At 71.0% G+C, this 23,074-nt stretch carries 22 protein-coding genes; 19 read left to right on the top strand and 3 right to left on the bottom strand.

Features of this window, described 5'->3' with window-relative positions:
• Window positions 1-14: 14 nt before the first annotated feature.
• Genes ACK41C_RS14410 through ACK41C_RS14420 form a run of 3 tightly spaced genes read left to right on the top strand, consistent with a single transcriptional unit; the run spans window position 15 to window position 4,316 of the window.
• Window positions 15-695: an ABC transporter ATP-binding protein gene (locus ACK41C_RS14410; protein WP_409655658.1), complete on the top strand. Its 681-nt coding sequence runs from the start codon at window positions 15-17 to the stop codon at window positions 693-695.
• Window positions 685-3,234: an FtsX-like permease family protein gene (locus ACK41C_RS14415; RefSeq protein WP_409655660.1), complete on the top strand. Its 2,550-nt coding sequence runs from the start codon at window positions 685-687 to the stop codon at window positions 3,232-3,234. Before ACK41C_RS14410 ends, ACK41C_RS14415 begins: the two co-directional genes overlap by 11 nt.
• Window positions 3,234-4,316: a lipocalin-like domain-containing protein gene (locus ACK41C_RS14420; RefSeq protein ID WP_409655663.1), complete on the top strand. Its 1,083-nt coding sequence runs from the start codon at window positions 3,234-3,236 to the stop codon at window positions 4,314-4,316. The genes ACK41C_RS14415 and ACK41C_RS14420 overlap by 1 nt, the downstream gene beginning before the upstream one ends.
• Before the next feature lie 109 nt (window positions 4,317-4,425).
• Here the strand turns inward: ACK41C_RS14420 and ACK41C_RS14425 are convergent, their stop codons facing one another.
• Window positions 4,426-5,514 carry a zinc-binding dehydrogenase gene (locus ACK41C_RS14425; RefSeq protein ID WP_409655665.1) on the bottom strand — a complete coding sequence of 363 codons (1,089 nt, stop codon included), beginning with the start codon at window positions 5,512-5,514 and terminating at the stop codon, window positions 4,426-4,428.
• Between the two features lie 170 nt (window positions 5,515-5,684).
• Between ACK41C_RS14425 and fabD the strand changes: the two genes are divergently transcribed.
• The 11 genes from fabD to ACK41C_RS14480 all read left to right on the top strand — a co-directional run bounded on the left by fabD (window position 5,685) and on the right by ACK41C_RS14480 (window position 14,392).
• Window positions 5,685-6,629, top strand: a complete 945-nt coding sequence (fabD, locus tag ACK41C_RS14430) for an ACP S-malonyltransferase (RefSeq protein ID WP_409655667.1) — start codon at window positions 5,685-5,687, stop codon at window positions 6,627-6,629.
• Between the two features lie 10 nt (window positions 6,630-6,639).
• Entirely contained in the window at window positions 6,640-7,380 is a 741-nt protein-coding gene (gene fabG / locus ACK41C_RS14435) for a 3-oxoacyl-[acyl-carrier-protein] reductase (protein ID WP_409655669.1), read from the top strand.
• A 137-nt stretch (window positions 7,381-7,517) separates the two neighbouring features.
• Window positions 7,518-7,757: an acyl carrier protein gene (locus ACK41C_RS14440; RefSeq protein WP_110449928.1), complete on the top strand. Its 240-nt coding sequence runs from the start codon at window positions 7,518-7,520 to the stop codon at window positions 7,755-7,757.
• Window positions 7,758-7,832: 75 nt separating this feature from the next.
• Window positions 7,833-9,116 (top strand): beta-ketoacyl-ACP synthase II, encoded by a 1,284-nt coding sequence (fabF, locus tag ACK41C_RS14445; RefSeq protein WP_409655671.1) that lies wholly within the window; start codon window positions 7,833-7,835, stop codon window positions 9,114-9,116.
• 32 nt (window positions 9,117-9,148) lie between these two features.
• Window positions 9,149-10,189, top strand: a complete 1,041-nt coding sequence (mltG, locus tag ACK41C_RS14450; protein WP_409655673.1) for an endolytic transglycosylase MltG — start codon at window positions 9,149-9,151, stop codon at window positions 10,187-10,189.
• A gap of 16 nt (window positions 10,190-10,205) precedes the next feature.
• Complete coding sequence (locus ACK41C_RS14455) at window positions 10,206-11,087, top strand: YicC family protein (RefSeq protein ID WP_409655675.1); 882 nt, start codon at window positions 10,206-10,208, stop codon at window positions 11,085-11,087.
• Between the two features lie 109 nt (window positions 11,088-11,196).
• Complete coding sequence (gmk, locus tag ACK41C_RS14460) at window positions 11,197-11,850, top strand: guanylate kinase (protein ID WP_409655677.1); 654 nt, start codon at window positions 11,197-11,199, stop codon at window positions 11,848-11,850.
• A gap of 110 nt (window positions 11,851-11,960) precedes the next feature.
• Window positions 11,961-12,149 (top strand): hypothetical protein, encoded by a 189-nt coding sequence (locus ACK41C_RS14465; RefSeq protein ID WP_409655679.1) that lies wholly within the window; start codon window positions 11,961-11,963, stop codon window positions 12,147-12,149.
• A 626-nt stretch (window positions 12,150-12,775) separates the two neighbouring features.
• Complete coding sequence (locus ACK41C_RS14470) at window positions 12,776-13,216, top strand: SRPBCC family protein (RefSeq protein WP_409655680.1); 441 nt, start codon at window positions 12,776-12,778, stop codon at window positions 13,214-13,216.
• Entirely contained in the window at window positions 13,216-13,590 is a 375-nt protein-coding gene (locus tag ACK41C_RS14475; RefSeq protein ID WP_409655682.1) for a VOC family protein, read from the top strand. Before ACK41C_RS14470 ends, ACK41C_RS14475 begins: the two co-directional genes overlap by 1 nt.
• A 34-nt stretch (window positions 13,591-13,624) precedes the next feature.
• Window positions 13,625-14,392: a sulfite exporter TauE/SafE family protein gene (locus ACK41C_RS14480; protein WP_409655684.1), complete on the top strand. Its 768-nt coding sequence runs from the start codon at window positions 13,625-13,627 to the stop codon at window positions 14,390-14,392.
• Here the strand turns inward: ACK41C_RS14480 and rsmA are convergent.
• Complete coding sequence (rsmA, locus tag ACK41C_RS14485; protein WP_409656680.1) at window positions 14,389-15,171, bottom strand: 16S rRNA (adenine(1518)-N(6)/adenine(1519)-N(6))-dimethyltransferase RsmA; 783 nt, start codon at window positions 15,169-15,171, stop codon at window positions 14,389-14,391. The two genes, ACK41C_RS14480 and rsmA, sit on opposite strands and share 4 nt — an antisense overlap.
• A 227-nt stretch (window positions 15,172-15,398) precedes the next feature.
• Between rsmA and ACK41C_RS14490 the strand changes: the two genes are divergently transcribed.
• The 5 genes from ACK41C_RS14490 to ACK41C_RS14510 all read left to right on the top strand — a co-directional run bounded on the left by ACK41C_RS14490 (window position 15,399) and on the right by ACK41C_RS14510 (window position 22,452).
• The gene (locus tag ACK41C_RS14490; protein WP_409655686.1) at window positions 15,399-16,409 is read left to right on the top strand and encodes a flagellar hook-length control protein FliK; all 1,011 of its coding nucleotides are present in this window, start codon (window positions 15,399-15,401) and stop codon (window positions 16,407-16,409) included.
• A complete protein-coding gene (locus ACK41C_RS14495; RefSeq protein WP_409655688.1) occupies window positions 16,406-16,678 on the top strand; it encodes an EscU/YscU/HrcU family type III secretion system export apparatus switch protein in 273 nt (90 codons plus the stop codon). The genes ACK41C_RS14490 and ACK41C_RS14495 overlap by 4 nt, the downstream gene beginning before the upstream one ends.
• Window positions 16,679-17,087: 409 nt before the next feature.
• Window positions 17,088-18,602, top strand: coding sequence for a M10 family metallopeptidase C-terminal domain-containing protein (locus ACK41C_RS14500; RefSeq protein WP_409655690.1), 1,515 nt, complete (start codon window positions 17,088-17,090; stop codon window positions 18,600-18,602).
• Between the two features lie 291 nt (window positions 18,603-18,893).
• A complete protein-coding gene (locus tag ACK41C_RS14505; RefSeq protein WP_409655692.1) occupies window positions 18,894-20,192 on the top strand; it encodes a hypothetical protein in 1,299 nt (432 codons plus the stop codon).
• A gap of 4 nt (window positions 20,193-20,196) precedes the next feature.
• Window positions 20,197-22,452 (top strand): hypothetical protein, encoded by a 2,256-nt coding sequence (locus ACK41C_RS14510; protein WP_409655694.1) that lies wholly within the window; start codon window positions 20,197-20,199, stop codon window positions 22,450-22,452.
• On the opposite strand, the gene ACK41C_RS14515 is transcribed toward ACK41C_RS14510, so the two are convergent.
• Complete coding sequence (locus ACK41C_RS14515) at window positions 22,449-23,060, bottom strand: 2-hydroxychromene-2-carboxylate isomerase (protein WP_409655696.1); 612 nt, start codon at window positions 23,058-23,060, stop codon at window positions 22,449-22,451. The genes ACK41C_RS14510 and ACK41C_RS14515 overlap by 4 nt on opposite strands.
• Between the last annotated feature and the right edge of the window lie 14 nt (window positions 23,061-23,074).

Genomic DNA, 23,074 nt, shown 5'->3' on the forward strand with positions numbered 1-23,074 from the left:
GCGTTATAAGCCCTATGTCGCCGCCCGCCCTGGTCCTCCGTTCGCTCGCCAAGACCGTGCCGGGCGGGCGGGTGCTCTTCGACGGACTGGATTTCGAGCTGCGGCCTGGCGAGTTCGTGGCGGTGATGGGCGAGTCCGGGGTCGGCAAGTCGACCCTGCTCAACCTCATCGCCGGCCTCGACGAACCGGACGCCGGCGAGGTGATCGTCGGCGGCTCGACGCTGGGCGGGCTGGACGACGACGCCCGCACCCGGCTGCGGCGCGATCGCATCGGCTTCGTCTTCCAGGCTTTCCACATCCTGCCGCACCTGACGCTCGTCCAGAACGTCGCCCTCCCGCTCGTGCTGCAGGGCCGGGGCGGGGCGGCGGCCCTGGCCCGCGCGCGGGACATGCTGGCGGCCGTCGGGCTGGAGGGCCGCGACGCCGACTTCCCCCAAGCGCTTTCGGGCGGCGAGATGCAGCGCGTGGCGATCGCGCGCGCGCTCGTGCATGGGCCCAGCCTGATCCTGGCCGACGAACCGACGGGCAATCTCGACCCGGAAACCGCCGACCGCGTGCTCTCGCTCTTTTCCGAACAGGTGCGCGGGTCCGGCGCCGCCGCGCTCCTGGTCACGCACTCGGAGGTCGCGGCGGCCGCGGCCGACCGGACGCTGGCCCTGTCGCGCAGTGGGCTGGCGCCGCGTCATGGCGGTTGAGGCGCCCGCCCTGCCGGGCCAGGCTGCCCGGTGGATGATCCTCGGTGAATGGCGCGCCCATCCGGCGCGCGTGGCGCTCGCCGCCGTCGCCATCGCCGTGGGCGTGGCCCTGGGCTTGGCCGTCCATCTGGTCAACGCCTCGGCCCTGGCTGAATTCTCCCGCGCCGTGGCCGCGGTGAACGGCGAGGCGGAGCTGCAGGTCCGCTCCGCCACGCCCGCCGGGTTCGACGAGAGCCTCTATCCGGTCCTGGCGCGCACACCGGGCGTAGCGGCGGCGAGCCCGGTCGTGGAGCTGGAGGCGCGCGCGGGCGCCGAGCGGCTGACCCTGCTCGGCCTCGACATCTTCCGTGCGGCCGCGGTGACGCCCAGCCTGATCGGCCGCCCCGCGGCGGAGGGCGCGCGCGGGCCGACGGACGAAGCCTTTATCGACGAGGACGCCCTCTTCCTGTCGAACGCGGCCCTCGACCGCTTGGGCGTGCGGCCTGGCGAACGGGTGACGTTGAGAGCCGCCGGTCATGAGGCCGATTTCCGCGTCGCCGGGAGCCTTCCGGGGGCGGAGGAGGGGCGGCTGCTCGCCGTGGCCGACATCGCGACGGTCCAGTGGCGGTTCGGCCAACTGGGCCGGCTGCAGCGGCTCGACCTGAAACCCCGCCAGGGCGTGGCCGAAACCCGTCTGCGCGCCGCCGTCGCCGAGCGGCTGCCGGCCGAGGCCCAGCTGGTCGACGCCGAGAGCGAGGGCCGGCGCAGCGACGCCATGAGCCGCGCCTATCGTGTGAACCTGAACATGCTGGCCCTGATGGCCCTGCTGACCGGCGGCTTCCTGGTCTATTCGGCCCAGCAGCTCTCCGTCGCCCGGCGACGCGCACAGTTCGCGCTGCTGCGCGTGCTGGGCGCGCGCCGGCGCGACCTGATCGCCCAGGTGCTGGGGGAGGGGATCGTGGTGGGGATCGTCGGAGGACTGGCGGGGCTGTCCCTCGGCGTCGGTCTGGCCTCGGCGGCCTTGCGGATCCTGGGCGGCGATCTGGGCGGCGGCTATTTCGAGGGCGCGCGGCCGGAACTCGCCTTCGCGCCCCGCGCGGCCATCGTCTTCTTCGGCCTTGGGCTCGCCGCCGCCGCATTCGGCAGCATGCTTCCGGCGCGAGAGGCGGCCCGGGCGCGCCCGGCCGTAGCGCTGAAGAACGCCGGGGAAGCGCTCGATCCGCGCCGCCGTCCCTCGCCTGGGCCGGCCGTCGGGCTCCTGCTCGCGGGCGCCGTCGCGGCCCTGGCGCCCGCGATCGGCGGCGTCCCCGTGCTCGGCTACGCCGCCATGGCCCTGCTGCTGGCCGGCGGCGTCGCCGGCATGCCGTGGCTGGCGCGGGTGCTGCTGGCGCCGGTTCGAAGCCGGACCTTCCGCGCCCCACCCGTCGACCTCGCCTTCAAGCGGCTGTGGGGCGCGCCCTCCCAGGCGGCGGTGGCGCTCTGCGGCATGGTCGCCTCCGCCAGCCTGGTGGTGGCGATGGCGGTGATGGTGACGAGCTTCCGCGCCTCGGTGGAGGACTGGCTGGTCCAGGTGCTGCCGGCCGATCTCTATATGCGCGTGGAGACGGCGGCGTCGGGCGGCGGCTTCGATCCCCAGACCCAGGCGGCGCTGGCCGCCGCGCCGGGCATCGCCGGGGCGCACTTCGCCAAGGCCGTGCCGCTGCGGATCGCACCTGACCGGCCTCCGGTGGCCCTCGTCGTGCGGCCGATGGGCCCTGGGACCCCGCCGATGATCCCCGTAGGACGGATGCATGAGCCCCGAGCCGGGCTCACGCCCGTTTGGATTTCCGAGCCGGCCGCCCGGCTCTATGGTTGGCGGGCAGGCCAGGAGATCGACCTGCCGGTCGGCCGCCAGGGGGCGCGGGTTCTTGTCGCCGGCGTTTGGCGCGACTACGCCCGCCAGCACGGGGCGATCGCCATCGCGAGCGAGGACTACACCCGTCTGACCGGCGATCCACGGCGGGACGAAGCCTCGTTCGACCTGGAGCCGGGAACCACCGCCCGCGAAGGCGAGGCGGCGTTGCGGGCGGCCCTGCCGCCAGCCCTCGCCGACCGGATCGACGTGGCCGAACCGCGGACCTTGCGCGCCTTCGCGCTACGCCTCTTCGACCGCAGCTTCGCGGTGACCTATGGGCTCGAAGCCATCGCCATGTTCGTGGGGCTGGCAGGCGTCGCCGCCACCATCTCAGCCCAGACCCTCGCACGGGCCAAGGAGTTCGGGATGCTGCGGCACCTGGGCGTCTCCCGTCGCCAGATCGTCGCCATGCTGGCGACGGAAGGCGCGCTGCTGGGGGCGGTGGGTGTGGTGGCCGGGATCGGCCTGGGGCTCGCCATGAGCCAGGTGCTGATCCACGTGGTGAACCCGCAGTCCTTTCACTGGACCATGCAGACCCATCTGCCCTGGCGGCTGCTCGCCGGCGTCGCGGCGGGGCTGGTGACGGCCGCCGCGGTCACGGCCCTGCTCGCCGGGCGCCGGGCGCTCTCGGCCGATGCGGTGCGCGCCGTGCGGGAGGACTGGTGATGCGGAGCCTTGCTGCCTTCCTCCTCGCCTTCCTGCTGGCGGCCGCGCCTGCAGCCACCCAGCCGGGGCCGGAGCGGCCGACCTATCCGGAGGTGCGCCCCGGTGTCCCGCTGCGCTTCCCGGCCGACCACGGCGCCCATCCGCAGTTCCGCACCGAGTGGTGGTACGTCACCGGCTGGCTGAAGACGCGGGATGGGGAGACCCTGGGGTTCCAGGTGACCTTCTTCCGCTCGCGCCCGCCGGTCGACCAGCGCAATCCCAGCGCGTTTGCGCCCAAGCAGATCCTCTTCGCCCACGCCGCCCTGTCCGATCCGAAGGTCGGGCGGCTGTCGCACGACCAGCGCGCCGCGCGGGCGGGCTTCGGCCTGGCCGAGGCCTCGACCAGCGACATGGACATCGTCATCGACGACTGGCGGATGCGGCGCGCGCCCGACGACGAGATCGCCGTCCGCATACCAGGCGCCGAGTTCGCCTTCGACTTCGTCTTCCGCCCGACCCAGCCGATCCTGGTGCAGGGGGAGGGGGGCTACAGCCGCAAGGGGCCGCTGGCCTCACAGGCGAGCCATTACTACAGCCTGCCGCACCTTGCGGTCGCCGGAACCCTGACCCGCAACGGGCGGCCCGAACCGGTCACCGGGACAGCCTGGCTCGACCGCGAATGGTCCTCGACCCTGCTCGATCCCCAAGCGGTGGGATGGGATTGGGTGGGGCTCAATCTCGACGATGGGGCCGCGCTCATGGCCTTCCAGGTCCGCGATTCAGAGGGTCAGGCGCTCTGGGCCGGCGGATCGCTGCGCCGGCCGAACGGCGAGGTTACGGTCTTTGCGCCTGGCGACGTCGCCTTCTCCACCCTGCGGACCTGGCGCTCGCCGCGAACCGACGCCGTCTATCCTGTGGAGCGCGGCCTGACCCTCCGGTTGCCGGAGGGCGAGCGGCGCTGGACCCTCCGCCCGCTATTCGACGACCAGGAACTGGACAGCCGGGCCGCCGGCGGCCCGATCTATTGGGAAGGCGCGGTCGCCGCCGAAGGCGGCCGCGGCTATCTGGAGCTCACCGGCTATGCGGCTCCGATGAGCCTCTAGAGCGCGTTCCGCAAAAGTGGACCCCGGTTTTGCGATCAGAACGCGCTCAAGCTCTTGAATCTAGAGCACGATTCAACGATCAGACCATTCCGTCTGATCACATCGTGCTCTAGGCCAACCCGGGCTCGACCAGGATCTTCACGTGCGCCTCGGGATCGCCCAGGGCTTCGAACGCGCCGGCCACGCCCGCCAGGCCGACCTTGCCGGTGACCAGCCCCGACACGTCGATCACCCCCTCGGCGATGTGGTGCAGGGTCTCGGCGAACTCCTCGGGCGTGTAGCCGAACACGAAGGTGAGCTCGATCTCCTTGGTGATGGCGATGGCCGGCTCGATCCGGTCGGTCTCCATACAGACCCCGGCCACCACGATCTGGGCGCCGGCCGGCGCCGCTTCGACCAGGCTCTGCAGCACGCCGGGCGAACCGACGCATTCGAAGACCACTGGCCGGCCGAAGCTTCCGCCCATCATCCGGATCATGTTCTGCGCCGCCCGGGTGGTGGGCACTCCGAAGCCTTCCCAGCGGCCGTGCGGGCTCTCCTGGGCCGGATCGATCACCACGTCGGCGCCCAGCATCTCGGCGGCCGCGCGGCGCCGGGGCGAGAAATCGGCCGCGATCACCGGCCCATGCCCCTTCGCCTTCAGCCCGGCGATCACCGCCAGCCCCACGGGCCCGCAGCCCACCACCAGGGCCACGGAGTTCGGGTCCAGCCTGGCTTTCGCCACCGCGTGCGCGCCCACGGCGAAAGGCTCCGTCATCGCCGCCTGGTCGGTGGGCAGGCCATTGGGGACCGGCAGCAGCAGCGCCTCCGACAGGATCATCCGCTCGGCGAAGCCGCCGGGCAGGGCGTTGGAGAAGCCCAACATCTCCGCCCCGCCGGCGGGCGTCAGGGTCACCGGCATGGAGACGACGCGCGTCCCCGCCTTCAGCGCGCCGCTGGTGTCCGGCCCGTGGTCCAGGATCTCCGCGCAGAACTCGTGGCCGAAGACCGTGTCCTTGGTCGGATCGAAGCCGTTGGTCATGCCGCCGTTGGCGCGGCTCGTCAGTTCGATCATGTGCTCCATGTGATGCAGGGCGTGCAGGTCCGAGCCGCAGATCCCGCAGGCCAGCGTCTTCACCAGCACCTGGCCGGCCTGGGGCGCCAGATCTTCGATCTCGTCGCAGACCAGCGCCTTGTTGCGGCGGATGACGGCGCGCATGGAGCCCTCCCTGGCTTCTTCTCGATGTCAGCTTGCGGCCGGTTGCGGCGGATATCCAGGCTGTCCTTGCGGAAGGCGCAGCCTTGCCGGGCCCGGCCTGATCGCCTAACCCTCCCGGCTCGGAATCGTCGAAGCGCGCACGGACGCGCCGGCCAATCGGGAGACGCCGCATGAGCCTCGCCTTCATCTTCCCCGGCCAGGGCAGCCAGGCGGTCGGCATGGGCGCCGACCTCGCCGAGGCCTTCGCGCCCGCCCGCGAGGTCTTCCAGGAGGTGGACGACGCGCTCGGCCAGAACCTCTCCAAGCTGATGCGGGAAGGCCCGGAAGGCGACCTGACCCTCACCGAGAACGCCCAGCCCGCCTTGATGGCGGTCAGCCTGGCCGTGATGCGGACGCTGGAGCGCGAGTTCGGCGTGCCGGTGGAGAAGGCGGGCTTCGTGGCGGGCCACAGCCTGGGCGAATACTCCGCGCTCGCCGCCGCCGGCGCGATCTCCCTGGCCGACACCGCGCGGCTCCTGAAGCTGCGCGGCCAGGCGATGCAGCGCGCCGTTCCGGTGGGGGCTGGGGCCATGGCCTCGCTGATCGGCCCCAAGACCGACGTGGCCCTCGCCGAGCAGGCGGCCGAGGCGGGCGCCGCGGCCGGCGTCTGCGTCGTCGCCAACGACAACAATCAGGGCAATGTGGTGATCTCCGGCGCCAAGGCGGCGGTCGACCTGGCCATCGAGAAGGCCAAGGAACTGGGCGCGCGCGCCATCCCGCTGAACGTCTCGGCGCCCTTCCATTGCCCGCTGATGCAGCCCGCCGCCGACGAAATGGCCCAGGCGCTGGCCGGCGCGGCGATTTCCGCGCCGCGCGCGCCGCTGGTGGCCAACGTCACCGCCCGGCCGACGCTCGATCCCGAGGAGATCCGCCGCCTGCTGGTGGAGCAGGTGACCGGCCGCGTGCGTTGGCGCGAAAGCATGATCTGGCTGGCCGGCGAGGGCGGGGTCACCCGGTTCGCCGAGGCCGGCGCCGGCAAGGTGCTGTCGGGCATGGCCAAGCGCATTGCCCCCGACGCCGAGGCCACGCCGCTGAACGCCCCGGCCGATCTCGAAGCCTTCGCCAAGAGCCTCTAGGGAGCACGCGATGTTCGACCTGACCGGCAAGACCGCCCTCGTCACCGGCGCCACGGGCGGTATCGGCGGCGCCATCGCCCGCGCTCTGCACGGCGCCGGCGCCCACGTCGTGCTCTCCGGCACCCGCGAGGCGGTGCTGGCGGACCTCGCCAAGGACCTGGGCGAGCGCGCCTCGGTGGCTGCGGCCAACCTTTCGGATCCGGAGTCCGTCGACGGCCTGGTCGGCCGGGCCGAAGAGGCCGCCGGCGCGCCGCTCGACGTCCTGGTGGCCAACGCCGGCATCACCCGCGACGGCCTGCTGATGCGGATGAAGGACGAGGACTGGAACGAGGTCCTGAAGGTCAATCTGGAGAGCTATTTCCGCCTCTCCCGCGCCGTGCTGCGCGGGATGATGAAGCGCCGCGCCGGCCGAATCGTCGGAATCACCTCGGTGGTCGGCGTCATGGGCAACCCCGGCCAGACCAACTACGCCGCCTCCAAGGCCGGAATGATCGGCTTTTCCAAGGCCTTGGCCCAGGAGGTCGCCAGCCGCGGAATCACCGTCAACTGCATCGCGCCGGGCTTCATCGAGAGCCCGATGACCGATGCCCTGAACGAAAGCCAGAAGACGCAGATTCTCTCGACCATTCCGGCCGGCCGGCTGGGTTCGGGCGACGAGGTCGCCGCCGCCTGCGTCTATCTGGCCAGCGACGAGGCGGCCTATATGACGGGCCAGACCCTGCACGTGAACGGCGGCATGGCCATGATCTGACCCGCTGGCGCGGCCGTGGCGAACATGCTACGGCCAGCGCCGAACGGGCGAGGCGAGCGTCCTCAAACCGAAGTTCTGCAACGGTTGACAAGCTGTCGGCCATTGCGGATGGATTTTAGAAACAGAGGGACTACAGCATGTCCGACATTCTCGAGCGCGTGCGGAAGATCGTTATCGAGCATCTCGACGCCGACCCGGAGAAGGTCACCGAAAAGGCCAGCTTCATCGACGATCTGGGCGCCGACAGCCTCGACAACGTTGAGCTGGTCATGGCCTTCGAAGAAGAGTTCGACATCGAGATCCCCGACGACGCGGCGGAGCACATCCAGACCGTCGGCGACGCGGTGAAGTTCATCGGTGAGCGCCTGGGCGGCTAAAGCCCCGGAATTCATTGAGGTTTTGACCGCCGCGTCGGCTTGCGCCCCGCGGCGGTCTGCGTATCGGAGGCCTGAATGCGTCGCGTCGTCGTCACCGGCATCGGACTTCTCACCCCCCTCGGCCAGGGCGCCGAGATCAGCTGGAAGGCGATCCTGGCCGGGCGCTCGGGCGCGGGCCGGATCACCACCTTCGATCCCAGCGACTATGCCTGCCAGGTCGCCTGCGAGGTGCCGCGGGTCGACGGCCGCGGCGGCGGCGGGCCGGACACGCCTGGCGCCTTCGATCCCGACCAGACCATGGCGCCCAAGGACCAGCGCCGGGTCGACGACTTCATCCTCTACGCCATGGCGGCCGCCGACGAGGCGGTGAAGGATTCCGGCTGGGAGCCGCAGACCGACGAGGATCGCGAGCGCACCGGCGTCATCATCGGTTCCGGCATCGGTGGTCTCGCCACCATCGAGAAGACCTCGGTCGAGTTGCACGAGAAGGGCCCGCGCCGCGTCAGCCCGTTCTTCATCCCGTCCTCGCTGATCAATCTCGCCTCGGGCCAAGTCTCGATCCGTTACGGCTTCAAGGGGCCGAACCACTCGGTGGTGACGGCCTGCGCCACCGGCGCCCACGCCGTCGGCGACGCGGCGCGGCTGATCAAGTACGGCGACGCCGACGTGATGATCGCCGGCGGGGCGGAGGCGGCCATCTGCCCGGTGGGCATCGCCGGTTTCATCGCCTGCCGCGCCATGTCGACCAATTTCAACGACGATCCGACCCGCGCCAGCCGCCCCTACGACAAGGATCGCGACGGCTTCGTCATGGGCGAGGGCGCCGGCGTCCTGGTGCTGGAGGAGTACGAGCACGCCAAGGCCCGCGGAGCCAAGATCTACGCCGAGGTGGCCGGTTACGGGCTTGCGGGCGACGCCTATCACATCACCGCCCCGGCCGAGGACGGCGATGGCGGCTTCCGCGCCATGAAGGCGGCGATCAAGGACGCCGGGATCGAGCCGGCCGACATCGACTACATCAACGCCCATGGCACCTCGACGCCGCTCGGCGACGAGATCGAATTGGGCGCCGTCGAGCGCCTGCTGGGCAACGCCGCCAGCAAGGTGGCGATGAGCTCCACCAAGTCGGCGACGGGCCACCTGCTGGGCGCGGCCGGGGCCATCGAGGCGGCCTTCACCGTCCTGGCGATCCGCGACCAGATCGCGCCGCCGACGATCAATCTCGAGAACCCGTCGGTCGAGACGGCCCTCGACCTCGTGCCCAACCAGGCCAAGCCGATGCCCATCGAGGTCGCCCTCTCCAACAGCTTCGGCTTCGGGGGCACCAACGCCTCGGTGGTGTTCAAGAAGGTCTCGTGAGCCGCAGGAACCGCGCCCGAGGGGGCGGGGGCTTGAGCCCCGCCCGCCGCCTGGCCATCGCCCTGGGCTCGGCCGCCGCCACCCTGGCGGCGGTGGCGGCCCTGATCCTAGGTTGGGCGCTCTGGAGCTACTACGGGCCGGGGCCGGCCGCCCGGTCCGGTGAAGCCACCGTTGTGATCCTACGCCGAGGCGCCGGCGTGACCGAGATCGCCTCGACCCTGGAGCGCGCCGGCGCCATCGGCTCATCCGCCATCTTCGTGGCCGCCGCCCAGCTGACCGGGGCGGGCAAGAGCCTGAAGGCCGGCGAATACGAGGTGCCAAGCCGAGCCTCCATGGCCCGGGTGCTGGACGACATCCGCGCCGGCCGAGTGGTGCGCCACCAGATCACGGTGCCGGAGGGCATGACCTCGCGGGCGGTGGTGGAGGCCCTGGCCGCCATTCCGATCCTGACCGGCGTCGCGCCGGAGCCGCCGGAAGGCACGCTGCTGCCGGAAACCTATCAGTATCAGCGGGGCGAGGACCGGGCCGCCGTGCTCAAGCGGATGATGGACGCCCAGGACGAGCTGATGGCCACGCTCTGGCCGGCGCGCCAGCCGGGCCTGCCGTTCTCCACGCCGGAGGAGGCGCTGATCCTGGCCTCCATCGTCGAGAAGGAGACGGGTGTGGCCGAGGAGCGGCCGCGGGTGGCTGCGGTCTTCGTCAACCGGTTGCGGCGGAGCATGCGCCTCGACAGCGACCCGACGGTGATCTACGGCCTGACGCAAGGCCGGCCGCTGGGGCGGGGCCTACGCGCGTCCGAACTCGTCGCGCCGAGCCCCTACAATACCTATCAGATCGCAGGCTTGCCGCCGGGGCCGATCGCCAATCCCGGACGGGCCGCCATCGCCGCCGTGCTGGATCCGCCCGAGACGGAGGACCTCTTCTTCGTCGCCGACGGGACCGGCGGGCATGTCTTCGCCCCCACCTACGAAGAGCATCAGAAGAACGTCGCCCGCTGGCGCCAGATCGAGCGCGAGCGCCTGGAGGCGGCCGGCGCGGCGCCCAAGACGGCTGCGGCGAAGGGCGGCCGATGAACGGAGGCCGGTCGCCATGCCGCTGAGCGGAATGACGGGTTTCGGCCGGGCTGAGGGCGCGGCGGCGGGCTGGACCTGGTCGGTCGAGGCCCGCTCGGTGAACGGCCGCAACCTGGAGGTCCGGTTCCGCGGGCCGCCGGGTTTCGAGACGCTGGAACGCGCCGCCCGCGACGGCGCCCAGAGCCGCTTCGCCCGCGGCCAGCTCACCGTCGGCCTGCAGGCCAAGCGCGCCGAGGCCGGCGGCCAGGTGCGGATCAATCTCGACCAGATGGAGCGTTATCTGGCCGCCGGCGCGCCTTATGTGGCCGACGGCAGGGCCGCCCCACCAAGACTGGATGGGCTACTGGCCCTGCGCGGCGTGGCCGAGACCGCCGAGACCCTGGACGATCCGGAAACCCAGGCCGCCGTCGAGGCCGCCATGGCCGCCTCCATCGCCGTGGCGCTGGACGCGCTCGCCGCCGCACGACGGGAGGAGGGCGGCCAGCTCCTGGAGGTCCTGATCGGCCTGGTCGATCGGATCGAGGCGCTGACGGGCGACGCCTTCGACATCGCCGCCGAACAGCCTGCGACCATCAAGGCCCGCTTCGCCCGCCGCATGGCCGAACTCCTGGGCGAGGGCGTCGGCGAGGAGAAGATCGTGGTCGAGGCCGCCACCATGGCGGTGAAGGCCGACGTGCGCGAGGAGCTCGACCGCCTGAAGGGCCATGTGGCGGCCGCCCGCGGCCTCGTCGCCGGCGAGGGACCAAGCGGCCGGCGCCTGGACTTCCTGACCCAGGAATTCATGCGCGAGGCCAACACCCTCTGTTCGAAGTCCGCCCTTCCGGCCCTGACGGCGACGGGTCTGGAGCTGAAGGCGACCATCGAGCAGTTCCGCGAGCAGGTGCAGAATGTGGAGTAGGGGCTTCCATCTGACCCAGGCGCAGTCCCTCTCCCGCCATGCGGGACAGGGGGAGATCAAATACGATAGCCCTGCGGGCTGAATTGTAACCGGAAAGCAGCGAACCATCATGACCGACGGCGATCATCCGCGTCCCTGGGAGACCCAGCGCCGGGGCCTGCTGCTGCTGGTCTCAAGCCCTGCCGGAGCCGGCAAGACCTCGCTGTCGCGGCGCCTGGTGGCCGACCACTCGGACCTGACGCTCTCGATCTCCTGCACCACGCGCAGCCCGCGCCCGGGCGAGGAGGAGGGGCGGGAGTATTTCTTCCTCGACCGCGCCCTGTTCGAAGAGCGGATCGACGCCGGCCACTTCCTGGAATGGGCCGAGGTGAACGGCAACCTTTACGGCACCCCGGCGGAGCCGGTGGAAGCCGCGCTGTCGGCGGGCAAGGACGTGCTGTTCGACATCGACTGGCAGGGCGCCAAGCAGATTGCGGAAGCCATGCCCGACGACAGCGTGCGGGTGTTCATCCTGCCGCCCGCCTGGGACGACCTCTCCCGCCGGCTGCACGCCCGCGCCCAGGATTCCGAGGAGGTGATCCGCCAGCGGCTGGCGCTGGGCAAGGAGGAGATCGCCCATTGGGGGCTCTACGACTACGTCATCGTCAACAAGAACTTCGACCGCGCCTACGCCGACCTCGCCCACATCTACCGCGCCGAGCGCCTGAAGCCGGGCCGCAATGTGTGGCTTCCGGAATTCGTCGAGGGGCTGCTTGCAGAGTAGGGGCGGTAACGCCGCAACGAGCTCCGCAATATTGTTTATTTTCAATAGTATAGGTGGAACGTCCCGAGATCCGCGGAGTTGATCCCGCACATCGGAAAGGACGTGCATCCATGGCGGGCGAGACGAGGCGCGACGACGTAGGGAACCAGGCGCCGGGCGAGCGCAATTCCCACGACGCCAAGCCGCGGCCGGGCGGGCCGCCGACGGCCGACGAGGCCGGCGTCGGGCCCGGCGGCCGGCTGAAAGGTCCAGATCCCGCCTCGGAGCGCGGCGCCGACCGGCGCGGAGCCTTCCACTGACCCGAAGGCGGCCCCTATCTCCTCCCGGCGGGGCCGCCGAGGACCGGCGAGCCTTGTTCCCTCCTGGGCTCGCCGGAGCATCCGGGAAAAGGGGCGTCGAGGAGGCGCCGGGCGGTCCCGGCGCCTCCTCGGCCACGATCGGGCGGCTGCGGCGTATAAGCGCCCTTTCGGGTGGCTTCGACCCAATGTCCGTAAGGAGCCGGGATTGGCGCGCCAATGGGCCGTCGTAGACACGCCGCAGCCGATCCAAGGGTGGGGTGTCGCAGGCAGGTTCGCAACCTGGCGCCCGCCCGATCTGGGCCGCTGAGGGTCCGGCCCCGCCCTGAAACGCGAGCGAGGCCGGAGAATGCGCAGCGCTGTCTACGGGACGCCGCGCGGCGGCATTGACCCTCAGGCTGGTAAATCTTTCGCGTCAAATCGCAGTGGGAGCGGGAATTTTTCCGGCAAGGCGCCTGGTTTCTCGGCGACGGAAATCAGGCAGGCCCCGTCCGGCGAGCGGGCGGGGCCTGACGAAGGCGGCGGTGTCTACGGGAACGCCGCCTTCTGTGGCGAGAATGCGGCAGCTGAGCCATGGTTCCGCCCCGGCCGAAATTGTTGCGGCCGCCCGCCCGTGCCAGGATCGGCTCATGCACCTGATCCGCACCGAAAGCTTCATCGACGCCCCGCCCGATCGGGTGTGGGAGGTGCTGGCGGACTTTTCACGCTATCACGAATGGAATCCGTTGAACGTGAAGGCGAAAGGTGAGGCGCGGCCGGGGGCGCGGCTCGACCTGACCTTTCTGAACCTCGCCGGCAAGCCCGGCGCCACGATCCGGCAGCCGGCGCGGCTGGTCGCCTGCGAACCCGGGCGCGAGATCGCTTGGCAGGGCGTGGTCCCGCTGATCTTCCATGGCCGCCACGGCTTCCACCTCACGCCGGAAGGGCAGGGAACGCGCGTGATCCAGACCGAATCCCTGCGCGGCCTGCTGCCGGCCGTGTGGAGCGCCGAACGGATCGCCCGCGATTTCACCCCGCATTACGAGGCCGTGGACCGGGCGCTCGCTGCGCGCGTGGCCGCGCTGGGCTGATGGCGATCCTGCGCGAGATCGTCTTCGATTGCGACCATCCGGCCGCGCTCGCCAGGTTCTGGGCGGCCGTTCTCACCGGATACGCCGTGCGCGCCTACGATGCGGCCGAGATCGCCCGGCTCGCCGCTCTGGGGTTCACGCCGGAGACCGACCCCGTCGTGATGGTCGACGGTCCCGGCGCTTGCCTCTGCTTCCAGAAACGTCCGGCGGCGGCGCGCAAGGGGCCGATCCATCTCGATCTGGTCGGCGGGCCGCTGGCGAACGAGGTGGCGCGCATCCAGGCGCTCGGGGGAAGGCTGGCGGAGCAGCGCGGCGGCTATGCGGTCATGACGGATCCGGAAGGCAATCGATTCTGCGTTCAGGCCCCGCGGTGAGCGGCCGACATCGGAATCGGCCTAGGCGGGCGGCATGATCGGCGATCCAGCCTTTTACGCCTTTGCGATCCCGGCGGTGATCCTGCTGGGTCTGGCCAAGGGCGGCTTCTCCGGCGTCGGCGTGATCGCCGTGCCGCTGATGGCGCTATCCGTTTCACCTGTCCTCGCGGCCTCCATCACCCTGCCGATCCTGATCGTCCAGGACGTGGTCAGCGTCTGGGCCTTCCGGCGCACCTGGGACCGCGGCGTGCTCGCCCTGATGCTGCCCACGGCGGCCGCGGGCATAGCCTTGGGCTGGAGCCTCGCCGCCTTCGTCACCGCCGAAGCCGTGGAGCTGGCGGTGGGCGCCATCGCCGTGGTTTTCGGCCTGCAGCGACTATGGGCGGGCCGGGGCGGGATCCAGCCCGCGCCGCCCGTGGAGCGCGGCCTTCCCTGGCGCGGCGTCCTGGCGGGCGTGGCGGCGGGCTTCACCAGCCAGATCGCCCATGCCGGCGGGCCGCCCTTCCAGATGTACGTCATGCCCAAGAACCTGCCGCGCGACGTCTTCGTGGGCACCAGCGCCATCTTCTTCGCCGTGGTGAACTGGATGAAGGTTCCGGCCTATTGGGCGCTTGGCCAGTTCACCGCCGAGAGCCTTTCCACCGCCGCGGTCCTGCTACCGCTCGCCATCGCCTCGACGGCCGCTGGGGTCTGGCTGGTGCGGCGCGTGCCGGCGGCCAGCTTCTACCGCATCGTCTACGCCCTGATGGTGGCGGTCGGCGGCAAGCTCTGCTGGGACGGGGTGGCGGGGCTCTTGGCCTAGAGACGACCCTCCCGCGCCCGCCAGGCGTCGGCCAGCGCCAGGAAGCCTGAGAGCGGGACGGTCTCCGCCCGCGCCTCGGGCGCGACGCCTGCAGCCTCGCACAGGACTTCGCCGCCGAGCGCTTTGAGGCTCGATCTCAGCATCTTGCGCCGCTGGCCGAAGGCGGCCGCCGTCACCGCTTGCAAGGCCTGCAGCCGGGCAGGTTCCGGCCGGTCGGAGCGGGGAACCAGCCGCACCACGGCGGAGTCCACCTTCGGCGGCGGCGTGAACGCCCGGGCGGGCGCATCCATCACCAGCCGCGCGTCGGCCGTCGCCTGGGCGATCACCGCCAGCCGGCCATAGGCCGCAGCGCCGGCCTGGGCGGTCACCCGCTCGGCCACTTCCTTCTGGAACATCAAGGTCATGGAGGCAGGCCTGAAAGCGCCGGTCAGCCACTTGATCAAGAGGGGCGTGCCGACGTTGTAGGGCAGGTTGGAGACGATATGCGCCGGCCGGCCGCCGGCGATCGCCGCCTCGTCGGCGGTCAGCGCATCCTCCACCCGCACCGTCAGCGCGCCGGCCGAGGCCGCCGCAAGTTCCTCCAACAAGGGCTCGAACCGGCTGTCCTTTTCGATGGCGACGACCTGCGCGCCGGTTTCCAGAAGGGCGCGGGTCAGGCCGCCGGGGCCGGGCCCGACCTCGATCACCATGTCGCCTTCGCCGACCTGCGCCAGGCGGGCGATCTTGCGGGTGATGTTGAGGTCGAGCAGGAAGTGCTGCCCGAAGCTCTTCTTGGCCATCAGGCCATGGGCGGCGAGGGTCTCGCGAAGCGGTGGAAGCTGGTCGAGGGCGGTCACGGTCCCAGCACTAGCCCGGGTCGCCGCCGGCGTCACCGGTCCTCGAGAACCTGGCGAGAGCCGCTGAAACCCTTAACAACCCCTTCACTTCCGAAGTCCAGGATAAGCCTCGGACAAGAGGACGAATCCTCGTGGCGACGGTCACGCCTATCACGGGCGTTGCGCAGCCCATGATCACCGTGCCGGTGGAAGCCATCCGGCCCGCGGGCGCGATCGTGCGGCCCGTCGAGCCCACCCCGACGTCCGCCGCCTCCCAGAACAACGTCCAGCCCGAGGCCCGCCGTCTGGCCCAGCAGGCGCAGACCGCCGCCGCCCGGCAGGGAGCGCTGGCGCCGCTGATCGCTGATCTCGCCAAGGCTCTGGACATCCCCGGCCTGCCGGCCGGCGTGCGCGCGGCGGCCACACGGCTGCTGGCCCAGGCCGGCCCGCTGTCGGCCAATGTGACGGGCGCGGACATCGCCAAGGCCTTCGCCCAGTCGGGCCTGTTCCTGGAGGCGCGGCTCGCCGCCGAACCGCGCCGCTCGCCGGTGGGGCGCGACCTGAAGGCCGGCCTTCTCACCCTGAAGGGCGCCCTCGACGGTTTTCTCGCCACCCAGCCGCAGGCCCAGACCTCTCGCGCCCCGGGGCCGCCGCCGCCGCCGCCGCATCGGGACGGCGCGACCAGCGCCCAACCGTCGGCCCGCGCCAGCTTGCCGGCCGACGCCACGCCGGTGCAGGTGGTTCAGCGCCTGGCCGGCGAAGCTGAGGGGGCGCTGGCCCGCGCCCAGCTGCATCAGCTGGCCTCCCTGCCGCAGGCCGGGGCCGAGGAGGGCGGCGCGCGCTGGATGTTCGAGGTTCCGTTCACCACCCCGGGCGGGGCCGCGGTCGCCCAGTTCGAGATTCAGCGCGACGGCGGAGGCGAAGCCGCATCCGGCGACCGGCCGCCGGTCTGGCGCGCAGGGTTCTCCATCGACCTCGACAGCCTGGGGCCGGTGCATGCGAAAGCCACGCTGTTGGGCGACGAGGTGGGCGTGCATCTCTGGGGCGAGCGGCCGGAAGCCGCCGAACGCCTGAAGGCGCTGCAGCCCGAGCTCGCCATGGCGCTCGCCCGCGCCCGGCTGCGGCCCGAGGTCGCCGTGCATCTGGGCGCGCCGCCGCGGCGGTCCCCCGGCGCCGGCCAGTTCGTGGACCAGGTGTCGTGAGCAATCCCTACCGCGACCGGCTGGCCGTGGCCCTGCGCTACGACGCGCCCAATGCCCCTCGTGTGGTGGCAAGCGGCCGAGGGGTGATCGGCGAGCGGATCATTCAGGCCGCCCAGGCCCACGGCGTGCCGCTGGAGGTCAATCCGGCGCTCGCCCAGGCGCTCTCCACGATCGAACTCGACGAGCAGATCCCCGAGCGGCTCTACACCGCCGTGGCCGAGATCCTCGCCTTCGTGCTCCGCGCCGACGGGCCGCAAGAGAGGGGCTGAGCAAGGGAGCTTTCCACCTTGCCGACCTCCCGCGCCGCCAGGGGCTGCTGAGGCTGAAGCGCAGCCGTTGAGGTCAAGCTTGTTGGGTGTGAACAACGGCCTGAAATGACTGGATTTCGAGCTTCGCCGGACCGTTCGGCCGAGGAGACGCAGATTTTGGCCTTTCCCTAATATACTTTAATTGTCGATATCTTGCTCTCATGCACTCATGGTTGAAGAACCGTCTGAGGAGGCGCGTCTTTCGCCCGTCGATCAGAGTAATTTTGCCGGCCGGATAAAGTAGAGCTTCCTCGCCAAACCAAACCTAAACTGAGTCCGCCAGACACGTTGGCGGCGCGCGGCGGCTTCCGATCCTCCGCGCCCGCTGGCCTGCGCCCGGTCGCTGCGGCGGGACGAAGGGAGATGAGGCATGTCGAAGCCCGACGCCAATGTCTATGCGCTGAAGCTGGAAACCGGCTTCCGGCAGGAATCCGAACTTAACGCCAACGCCTCGGCCGATCCGGACGCCGGCGGCGTGGCCCGCGACCTGCCGATCCAGACGGTCGAGTGGATCGCCGAACACCTCAATCGCAGCGGCTTCACCTGGAGCGCCAAGGATCTCGCCGACGGCGTCCTCACCTATGGCTTCTATTCGGGTCCGGTGACCACGGGCCTCTACAATCATCCCGGGTTCCCGGAAAGCTACGGCTACGCGCCGATGACCGCGGAGCAGCAGGCGGCCACCCGCCTGGCCCTGGCCTATTGGGACGACGTCATCGCCATCAGCTTCAAGGAAGCGTCGAACGGCCAGGGGAACTGGGACCTGGCCTTCGCCACCACCGTCACAGGCCCCGGCCAGGCCTGGGCCTACCTGCCGCACGGCAAGGCCTACGGCGCGCAGTACCAGCACATCCAGGGGGACGTGTGGATCAATCCGGCGCCGGTCAGCGGCGTTCAGCTGCTGAACGGCTTCTACGGTCTGCAGACCCTGACGCACGAGATCGGCCATGCGCTGGGCCTCTCGCACCCCGGCGACTACGACGCCGGCGACGACGTCGAACTGAGCTACGCCCTGGCCGACTACTACCAGGACTCGCTGCAGTACACGGTGATGTCCTATTGGGACGCCTACGAGACCGGGGCCCAGCACATCGACTGGAGCCTGATGCGGTTCGTCTATTCGGCGACGCCCGGCGTGCACGACATCGCCGCCGTCCAGCGCCTCTTCGGCGCCGACACCACCACCCGGACGGGCGACACCACCTACGGCTTCAACTGGAGCGCCGACCTCGACGATCGGCCGGCTTTCCAGCTCGGTCCCAACCAGCTGGCGCCGGTCTTCACCATCTGGGACGCGGGCGGCAACGACACCCTTGACCTCTCGGGCTATTCGACCCCGTCCTATATCGACCTGAACCCGGGGGCCTTCTCCAGCGCGGGCGGTACGGAGACCTTCCTCTCCCTCGAGGAGATCAACGCCAACAACCTGGCCGCCGGGCTGCCGGCGCGGTCGCAACTGCTCTACGAGGTCTACAACAACGGCGTGGAGGGCATAAACGGCGGGGTGAGCTGGGTCTCCCTGTCCGGCGGGCCGCTGATGAAGGACAATATCAGCATCGCCTACGGAACCTGGATCGAGAACGCCGTCGGCGGCTCCGGGAACGACACCATCGTCGGCAATGCGCGCGACAACGTGCTGACCGGCGGCGCGGGCGAGGACCGCTTCGTGTTCCAGGAAAACGCCGGGGCCGACCGGGTCACCGACTTCTCGTCCGGCGACCTCATCGACCTGACGGCCGTCGCCGGGCTGGAGACCTGGGCCGACGTCCAGGCCCGGCTCACCGCCAACGACGACGGCGACGCGGTCATTCTCCTGGGAACCGGCCAGGTGGTGCTGGAAGGCGTCTCGGTCGCCAGTCTGACGGCGTCCGACTTCGTGTTCTGACCGGCAGGGTCCCACGAAGCTCCCCCTCTGGGGTAGGGCGATCGCACGTGGCGCGAGCGCGCTGTTCACTCCTCTCCCGCTTGGCGGGAGAGGAGGTTTTCATGTGCGATTGCCCGGCCCTCGGGGGGCGGGCGCTGAGCAGGCGCTGAGCCCACTCCTTCTGCGTCGGAAGCGGACGTGGTGCGTTTGCGTCCTGCGGGACTCCCGCTGCAGCTTGAGATACAACCATCGGTGCGCAGCGTGGTTGGGCGCGGGTGCGGGTTGCGTTTCATTCAGCAGGGAGGGGCGACCATGCCCATCGTGTTCGTTCACGGCGTGCGCGTGCGTTCCGACGGCGCGTTCCGGGAGGTGGAGCCGCAACTCCGCCGCTATGTCGCGCCCCGGCTCAATCCCGCCGATCCCAAGGCGGTGAAGATCGTCCACTGCTTCTGGGGCGACGTCGGCGTGGAGTGGGCCTGGGACAAGGCCTCCCGGCCAAAGAGTTCGATCCTCTCGCAGGGTGCAGGGGTGCAGGCCGTCTCGCCGCTGGACCTCGCGGCGGGCGCCGCAGCGCCGACGGCCCTTGCGACTCCGATGGGGGGCGGCGGCAACCTCCTCGGCATGGGGCCCGGCGGGGCCGGGGTGGCGACAGTCGAGCTGAAGGATCTGTCGTCCGAAGAACTGGCCGATACCGTCATCGCCTTCCTGGAGGCCGCGGCCGTCCGCCCCGACGAGGCGGCCGAGCCAGGGTCGGCCGAAGCGGTGGACGGCTATGTCACCCTGGCGGCGCTGGAGGTCTGTAGCGACGGGGCCGGGGTCGCGGCGCTCGCCGCCCAACCGCCCGCCGACCAGATGAAGGTCCTCGCCGACCGGACGCTCGTCCGCGCCGGCCAGCTTCGCGCCGCCGACCAGGTCGGGCTGGTGGCCGCCGGCCCTAGCGACTGGGCCGAACGGGCGGGCGAGTTCTTCAAACGCGCCGTTTCCGCACCGGGCTTCCTGGCCTCCCGCCTGCTGGGCGAGCTTCGGCCCCTGATCCACGAGTTCGTCGCCGACTTCCTGGGCGACGTGCTGATCTACCAGACCCGCCGCGGGACGCCCGGCGCGCCCGGGCCCATCGTCCAGCGTCTGCTGGATGCGCTCGCCGCCGCCAGGACGCCGGAACGGCCCAACGAGAAGCTGGTCGTCCTCACCCACTCGATGGGCGGACAGGTCGCCTACGACGTCTTCACCGCCTTCGCGCCGGCGGCGGCGCGTCCCGACGTCGCCTTCTGGGCCAGCGCCGGCGCCCAGGTCGCCTTCTTCGAAGAGGCCAAGCTGTTCCACGCCAGCGACCCCTCGGTGCGCAAGAACGCCGCCCCGCCCAAGGACCGCCAGCCGGTCCCCGACTGCGTCCAGGCCTGGTGGAACGTCTGGGACGTCAACGACTTCGTGGCCTTCACCGCCAAGGACATCTTCGTCAGCAGCGCCCGCTTCCAGCCGGGGAAGAACGCCGCCATGGTCGACGAGTCCTATGTGAATGGGGCGGGGCTCGCCCTGGCCCACGTTTCCTATTTCAAGCGCCCGAGCTTCTGGCGGCGCTTCGAGGACCGGCTTTCGGAAGCCGGGATTTGAGGTCATGAGCCTGGTGCGCGGCCGAGAGCCGGGCCTGTGGGTGAACGACGCCTGGTCGCCCGGGCTTCCCGGCCTGTTCGCCGTGGTGATCGGCGTCTCGTTCTACGACCACCTGCCGGGAGGCGTTCCCGGCAAGGCTGCCCGCAACGGCACCACCGTCGGTGGCCAACTGGTCTGCTCGGCCCTGACCGGAGCGGCCCTGTTCCACTGGCTGAAGGAGCGATGCGACATCGATGGCTGCCCGATCGCCGAGGTGCGTCTGCTGCTGTCGCCTACGGCTGAAGAACAGGCCGATCCGCGCTGGAAGCTGGCCCCCGGGGACTACGAAGCGCCCGTCTTCACCGCCTGCGAGCGGGCGATCCGCCGCTGGGCCAAGGTGATGGGCGACCAGCCGGCCGAGGCGCGCCGGGCCTCCCGCGGCCTGTTCCTGTTCTCCGGTCACGGCCTGAACAACCTCGAAAAGCCGATCCTGCTGCCGTCCGACTATCTCGACCCAGACGTGGGCGAACCGGCCGACGATGCGATCTCGGTGGAAGGGCTGCGCGCCATCGCCCGCCAGACCGGAACGGGCGAGGTCTATCTGATGCTCGACGCCTGCCAGAATCCGGCGACCCTGCTGGGCGGGGTTGCGCCGGAAGGGCGTGCGCCCTTGCCGACGCGCAACGCCACCGCCGCCGGCCAGCCCAACTTCGCCGCCAAGTTCATGGCCAGCCTGGCCGGCCGCCAGGCCTTCCAATGGAACCAGTTGCGGTACGACCCCGCCGCGCCGCGAGTGGGACTGAGCTTCTTCGGGCAGGCGCTGATGGAGGCCCTGGACGAAGACCTCGTCGATCTCTTTCCGCCGGGCGACACCCATGTGGTGGTCAAGCCGCGCCCCCTGGACTCCTATCTGACCCGGCGGGTCGAGGAGCTCGTGCATGCGGCCGGCGGCTCGCCGGGGCTGTTTGCGCGCATGGAGCCCCTGGGCGGCAACCTCGACGCCGCCGAGGTCGCCATCGTGGCTGCGCGCCGCGTGGCGCCCGCTCCGCCCGGGCTGAACGTCCAGGCGGAGCCCGCCGCATTCTCCGTGGCGGCCGCGCCCATGGCCGGTGCCGACCAGGCGCGCGAGGCCGGCCTGCCGAAGACGGAGCTGGACGCCGCCATCGTCGAGGCGGCGAAGATGCGGGAGGACCAGTTCACCGATCTGGGCCCGCCGCCGCCTCCGGTCGGTCTGGCGACGCCCGCCGACCTGCACGGCTTCTTCCGGCACGAATACGCCACCGAGCTGTGGTCGAAGGGGCGGGTGATGCTGCGCGGCGCCAATTCGGCGCGGCCGGTGGCGCCTTCGGACATCGAGTTCCTCGGCGGCGCCGTCAGCGACAACGGCCGAGTCTACCGCATCGACGTTCGGCTGCACGCGCGCCTGGCGCGGGGCGCCTGGTTGGAGATCGGCTATCCCGGTGCGGGCGGCGCCGGGCTTGACGCCTTCGGCATGATCCTGCCCAACGACATGGGTACACCGGCGCCCGTCCGGCTCGCCGTGCGGTTTTCCGAGGATCTGGCCCAGGTCGAGCACCTGGCCGGACGCCTGGCCCCCTACAGCGACGCGGGCGACGAGGCGGCCCGGCTCTACCGGCTGGCCGAGATCGATCGCGAGCGCCTGGCCGGTCAGGTGGCGGCGGAGGCCGGGGCGCTGGAGCGGATGCTGGCGGCCAAGGCCGAGCGCCCGATCGCGGCGATGACCGCGGCGGCCCTGCTGCTGGAGGCCGACCGGCTGGCGCCCCTGGACGACTACGCCCTGCGGCTGGCCGAACAGTTCGACGACCTTTCCGACGGCGCGGTGCTGTGGGCCGACCAGCTGCGGCGGCTCTACGAGCCGCAGGACGAGGCCGGCCTCGACAAGGCCGAACGCGCCGCGCGCCGGGCCTTGCGCGGTCGGATCGGCCCGGCGGCGGCGGCGCGCCGCCTGCAGGCCCGCGCCCTGGCGGAGATCCCCCTGCGGGGAACGCCCGTTCTGCAGCCGCTCGTCCTCGTCGCCCAGCGCCTGCTGGCGGGCGCGGAGGATCTGGCCGCCGAAGTCGGTCAGGCCGAGCCCGAAATCGCGGTCGCCCTGCTGCACGCCAGGCGCCTGATCGACGGGGCGACGGCCAGCCTGTGGTTCAAGCAGCCGTGGGTCGGCGGATTGATGGCGGTCTATTACGGCCTGCCGTTCGGCGGAGACTTCCGGCAGGTGATCGGCCGCGGACAGTCGCGCCAGGGCCGGGGCGGGCTTGGCCCTTAGGCCGTGTCCCGGGCGCGCAGCACCGCGGCGCGGATCAGCTCCAGCCGGTCGTTGCCGAAATACATGTCCTCGCCGCCGACGAAGAGGGTGGGGGAGCCGAAGCCGCCCCGGGCGATCAGTTCGTCGGTATTGGCCTTCAGCGCCGCCTTAACCTCCGGCGCGGCGATGGCCTCCATCAGAGGCGCAGGCTCCGCGCCCGCGCGGCGGGCGACCTCGGCCACCACCTCGTCCTGCGAGATGTCGAGGTCGTCGCGCCAATAGGCCTCGAACGCCGCCGTCGCGAAGGGGACGAGCCTCCCTTGCGGCTCCAGCATCAGGCAAGCGCGCATCACCTTGACGCTGTTCACCGGAAAGACGCTGGGCGGCATCTTGATCGACAGGCCGGCGTGGCGCGCCCAGTCGTGCAGGTCCTTCAGCATGTAGCGGGCCTTGGCCGGCACCGGCTGCTCGCGCTGGGCGTAGACGCTGGGATTGATGGTGTTGAAGATGCCGCCGACCATGAACGGCCGCCACTTGATCGGGACATCCAGCTCGCGCGCCAGGGGCTGGACGTTGTGGAAGGCCAGATAGGTCCAGGGGCTGGAGCAGTCGAAGAAGAACTCGATCACCGGAACGCTCCTCC

The organism is Phenylobacterium sp. (assembly GCF_046290725.1).
Classification (GTDB): domain Bacteria; phylum Pseudomonadota; class Alphaproteobacteria; order Caulobacterales; family Caulobacteraceae; genus Phenylobacterium.

Coding starts and splice junctions, on each gene's coding strand:
- ACK41C_RS14425 (WP_409655665.1), bottom strand. CDS start 5,514: ATGCGCGCCGTCATCCGCCGCAACAAGGCGCTGGTCTGCGACGAGATC.
- rsmA (WP_409656680.1), bottom strand. CDS start 15,171: ATGGCCAAGAAGAGCTTCGGGCAGCACTTCCTGCTCGACCTCAACATC.
- ACK41C_RS14510 (WP_409655694.1), top strand. CDS start 20,197: ATGAGCCTGGTGCGCGGCCGAGAGCCGGGCCTGTGGGTGAACGACGCC.
- gmk (WP_409655677.1), top strand. CDS start 11,197: ATGACCGACGGCGATCATCCGCGTCCCTGGGAGACCCAGCGCCGGGGC.
- ACK41C_RS14480 (WP_409655684.1), top strand. CDS start 13,625: ATGATCGGCGATCCAGCCTTTTACGCCTTTGCGATCCCGGCGGTGATC.
- ACK41C_RS14455 (WP_409655675.1), top strand. CDS start 10,206: ATGCCGCTGAGCGGAATGACGGGTTTCGGCCGGGCTGAGGGCGCGGCG.
- fabG (WP_409655669.1), top strand. CDS start 6,640: ATGTTCGACCTGACCGGCAAGACCGCCCTCGTCACCGGCGCCACGGGC.
- fabD (WP_409655667.1), top strand. CDS start 5,685: ATGAGCCTCGCCTTCATCTTCCCCGGCCAGGGCAGCCAGGCGGTCGGC.
- ACK41C_RS14440 (WP_110449928.1), top strand. CDS start 7,518: ATGTCCGACATTCTCGAGCGCGTGCGGAAGATCGTTATCGAGCATCTC.
- ACK41C_RS14500 (WP_409655690.1), top strand. CDS start 17,088: ATGTCGAAGCCCGACGCCAATGTCTATGCGCTGAAGCTGGAAACCGGC.
- ACK41C_RS14420 (WP_409655663.1), top strand. CDS start 3,234: ATGCGGAGCCTTGCTGCCTTCCTCCTCGCCTTCCTGCTGGCGGCCGCG.
- ACK41C_RS14465 (WP_409655679.1), top strand. CDS start 11,961: ATGGCGGGCGAGACGAGGCGCGACGACGTAGGGAACCAGGCGCCGGGC.
- ACK41C_RS14475 (WP_409655682.1), top strand. CDS start 13,216: ATGGCGATCCTGCGCGAGATCGTCTTCGATTGCGACCATCCGGCCGCG.
- ACK41C_RS14410 (WP_409655658.1), top strand. CDS start 15: ATGTCGCCGCCCGCCCTGGTCCTCCGTTCGCTCGCCAAGACCGTGCCG.
- ACK41C_RS14490 (WP_409655686.1), top strand. CDS start 15,399: ATGATCACCGTGCCGGTGGAAGCCATCCGGCCCGCGGGCGCGATCGTG.
- ACK41C_RS14415 (WP_409655660.1), top strand. CDS start 685: ATGGCGGTTGAGGCGCCCGCCCTGCCGGGCCAGGCTGCCCGGTGGATG.
- ACK41C_RS14505 (WP_409655692.1), top strand. CDS start 18,894: ATGCCCATCGTGTTCGTTCACGGCGTGCGCGTGCGTTCCGACGGCGCG.
- fabF (WP_409655671.1), top strand. CDS start 7,833: ATGCGTCGCGTCGTCGTCACCGGCATCGGACTTCTCACCCCCCTCGGC.
- ACK41C_RS14470 (WP_409655680.1), top strand. CDS start 12,776: ATGCACCTGATCCGCACCGAAAGCTTCATCGACGCCCCGCCCGATCGG.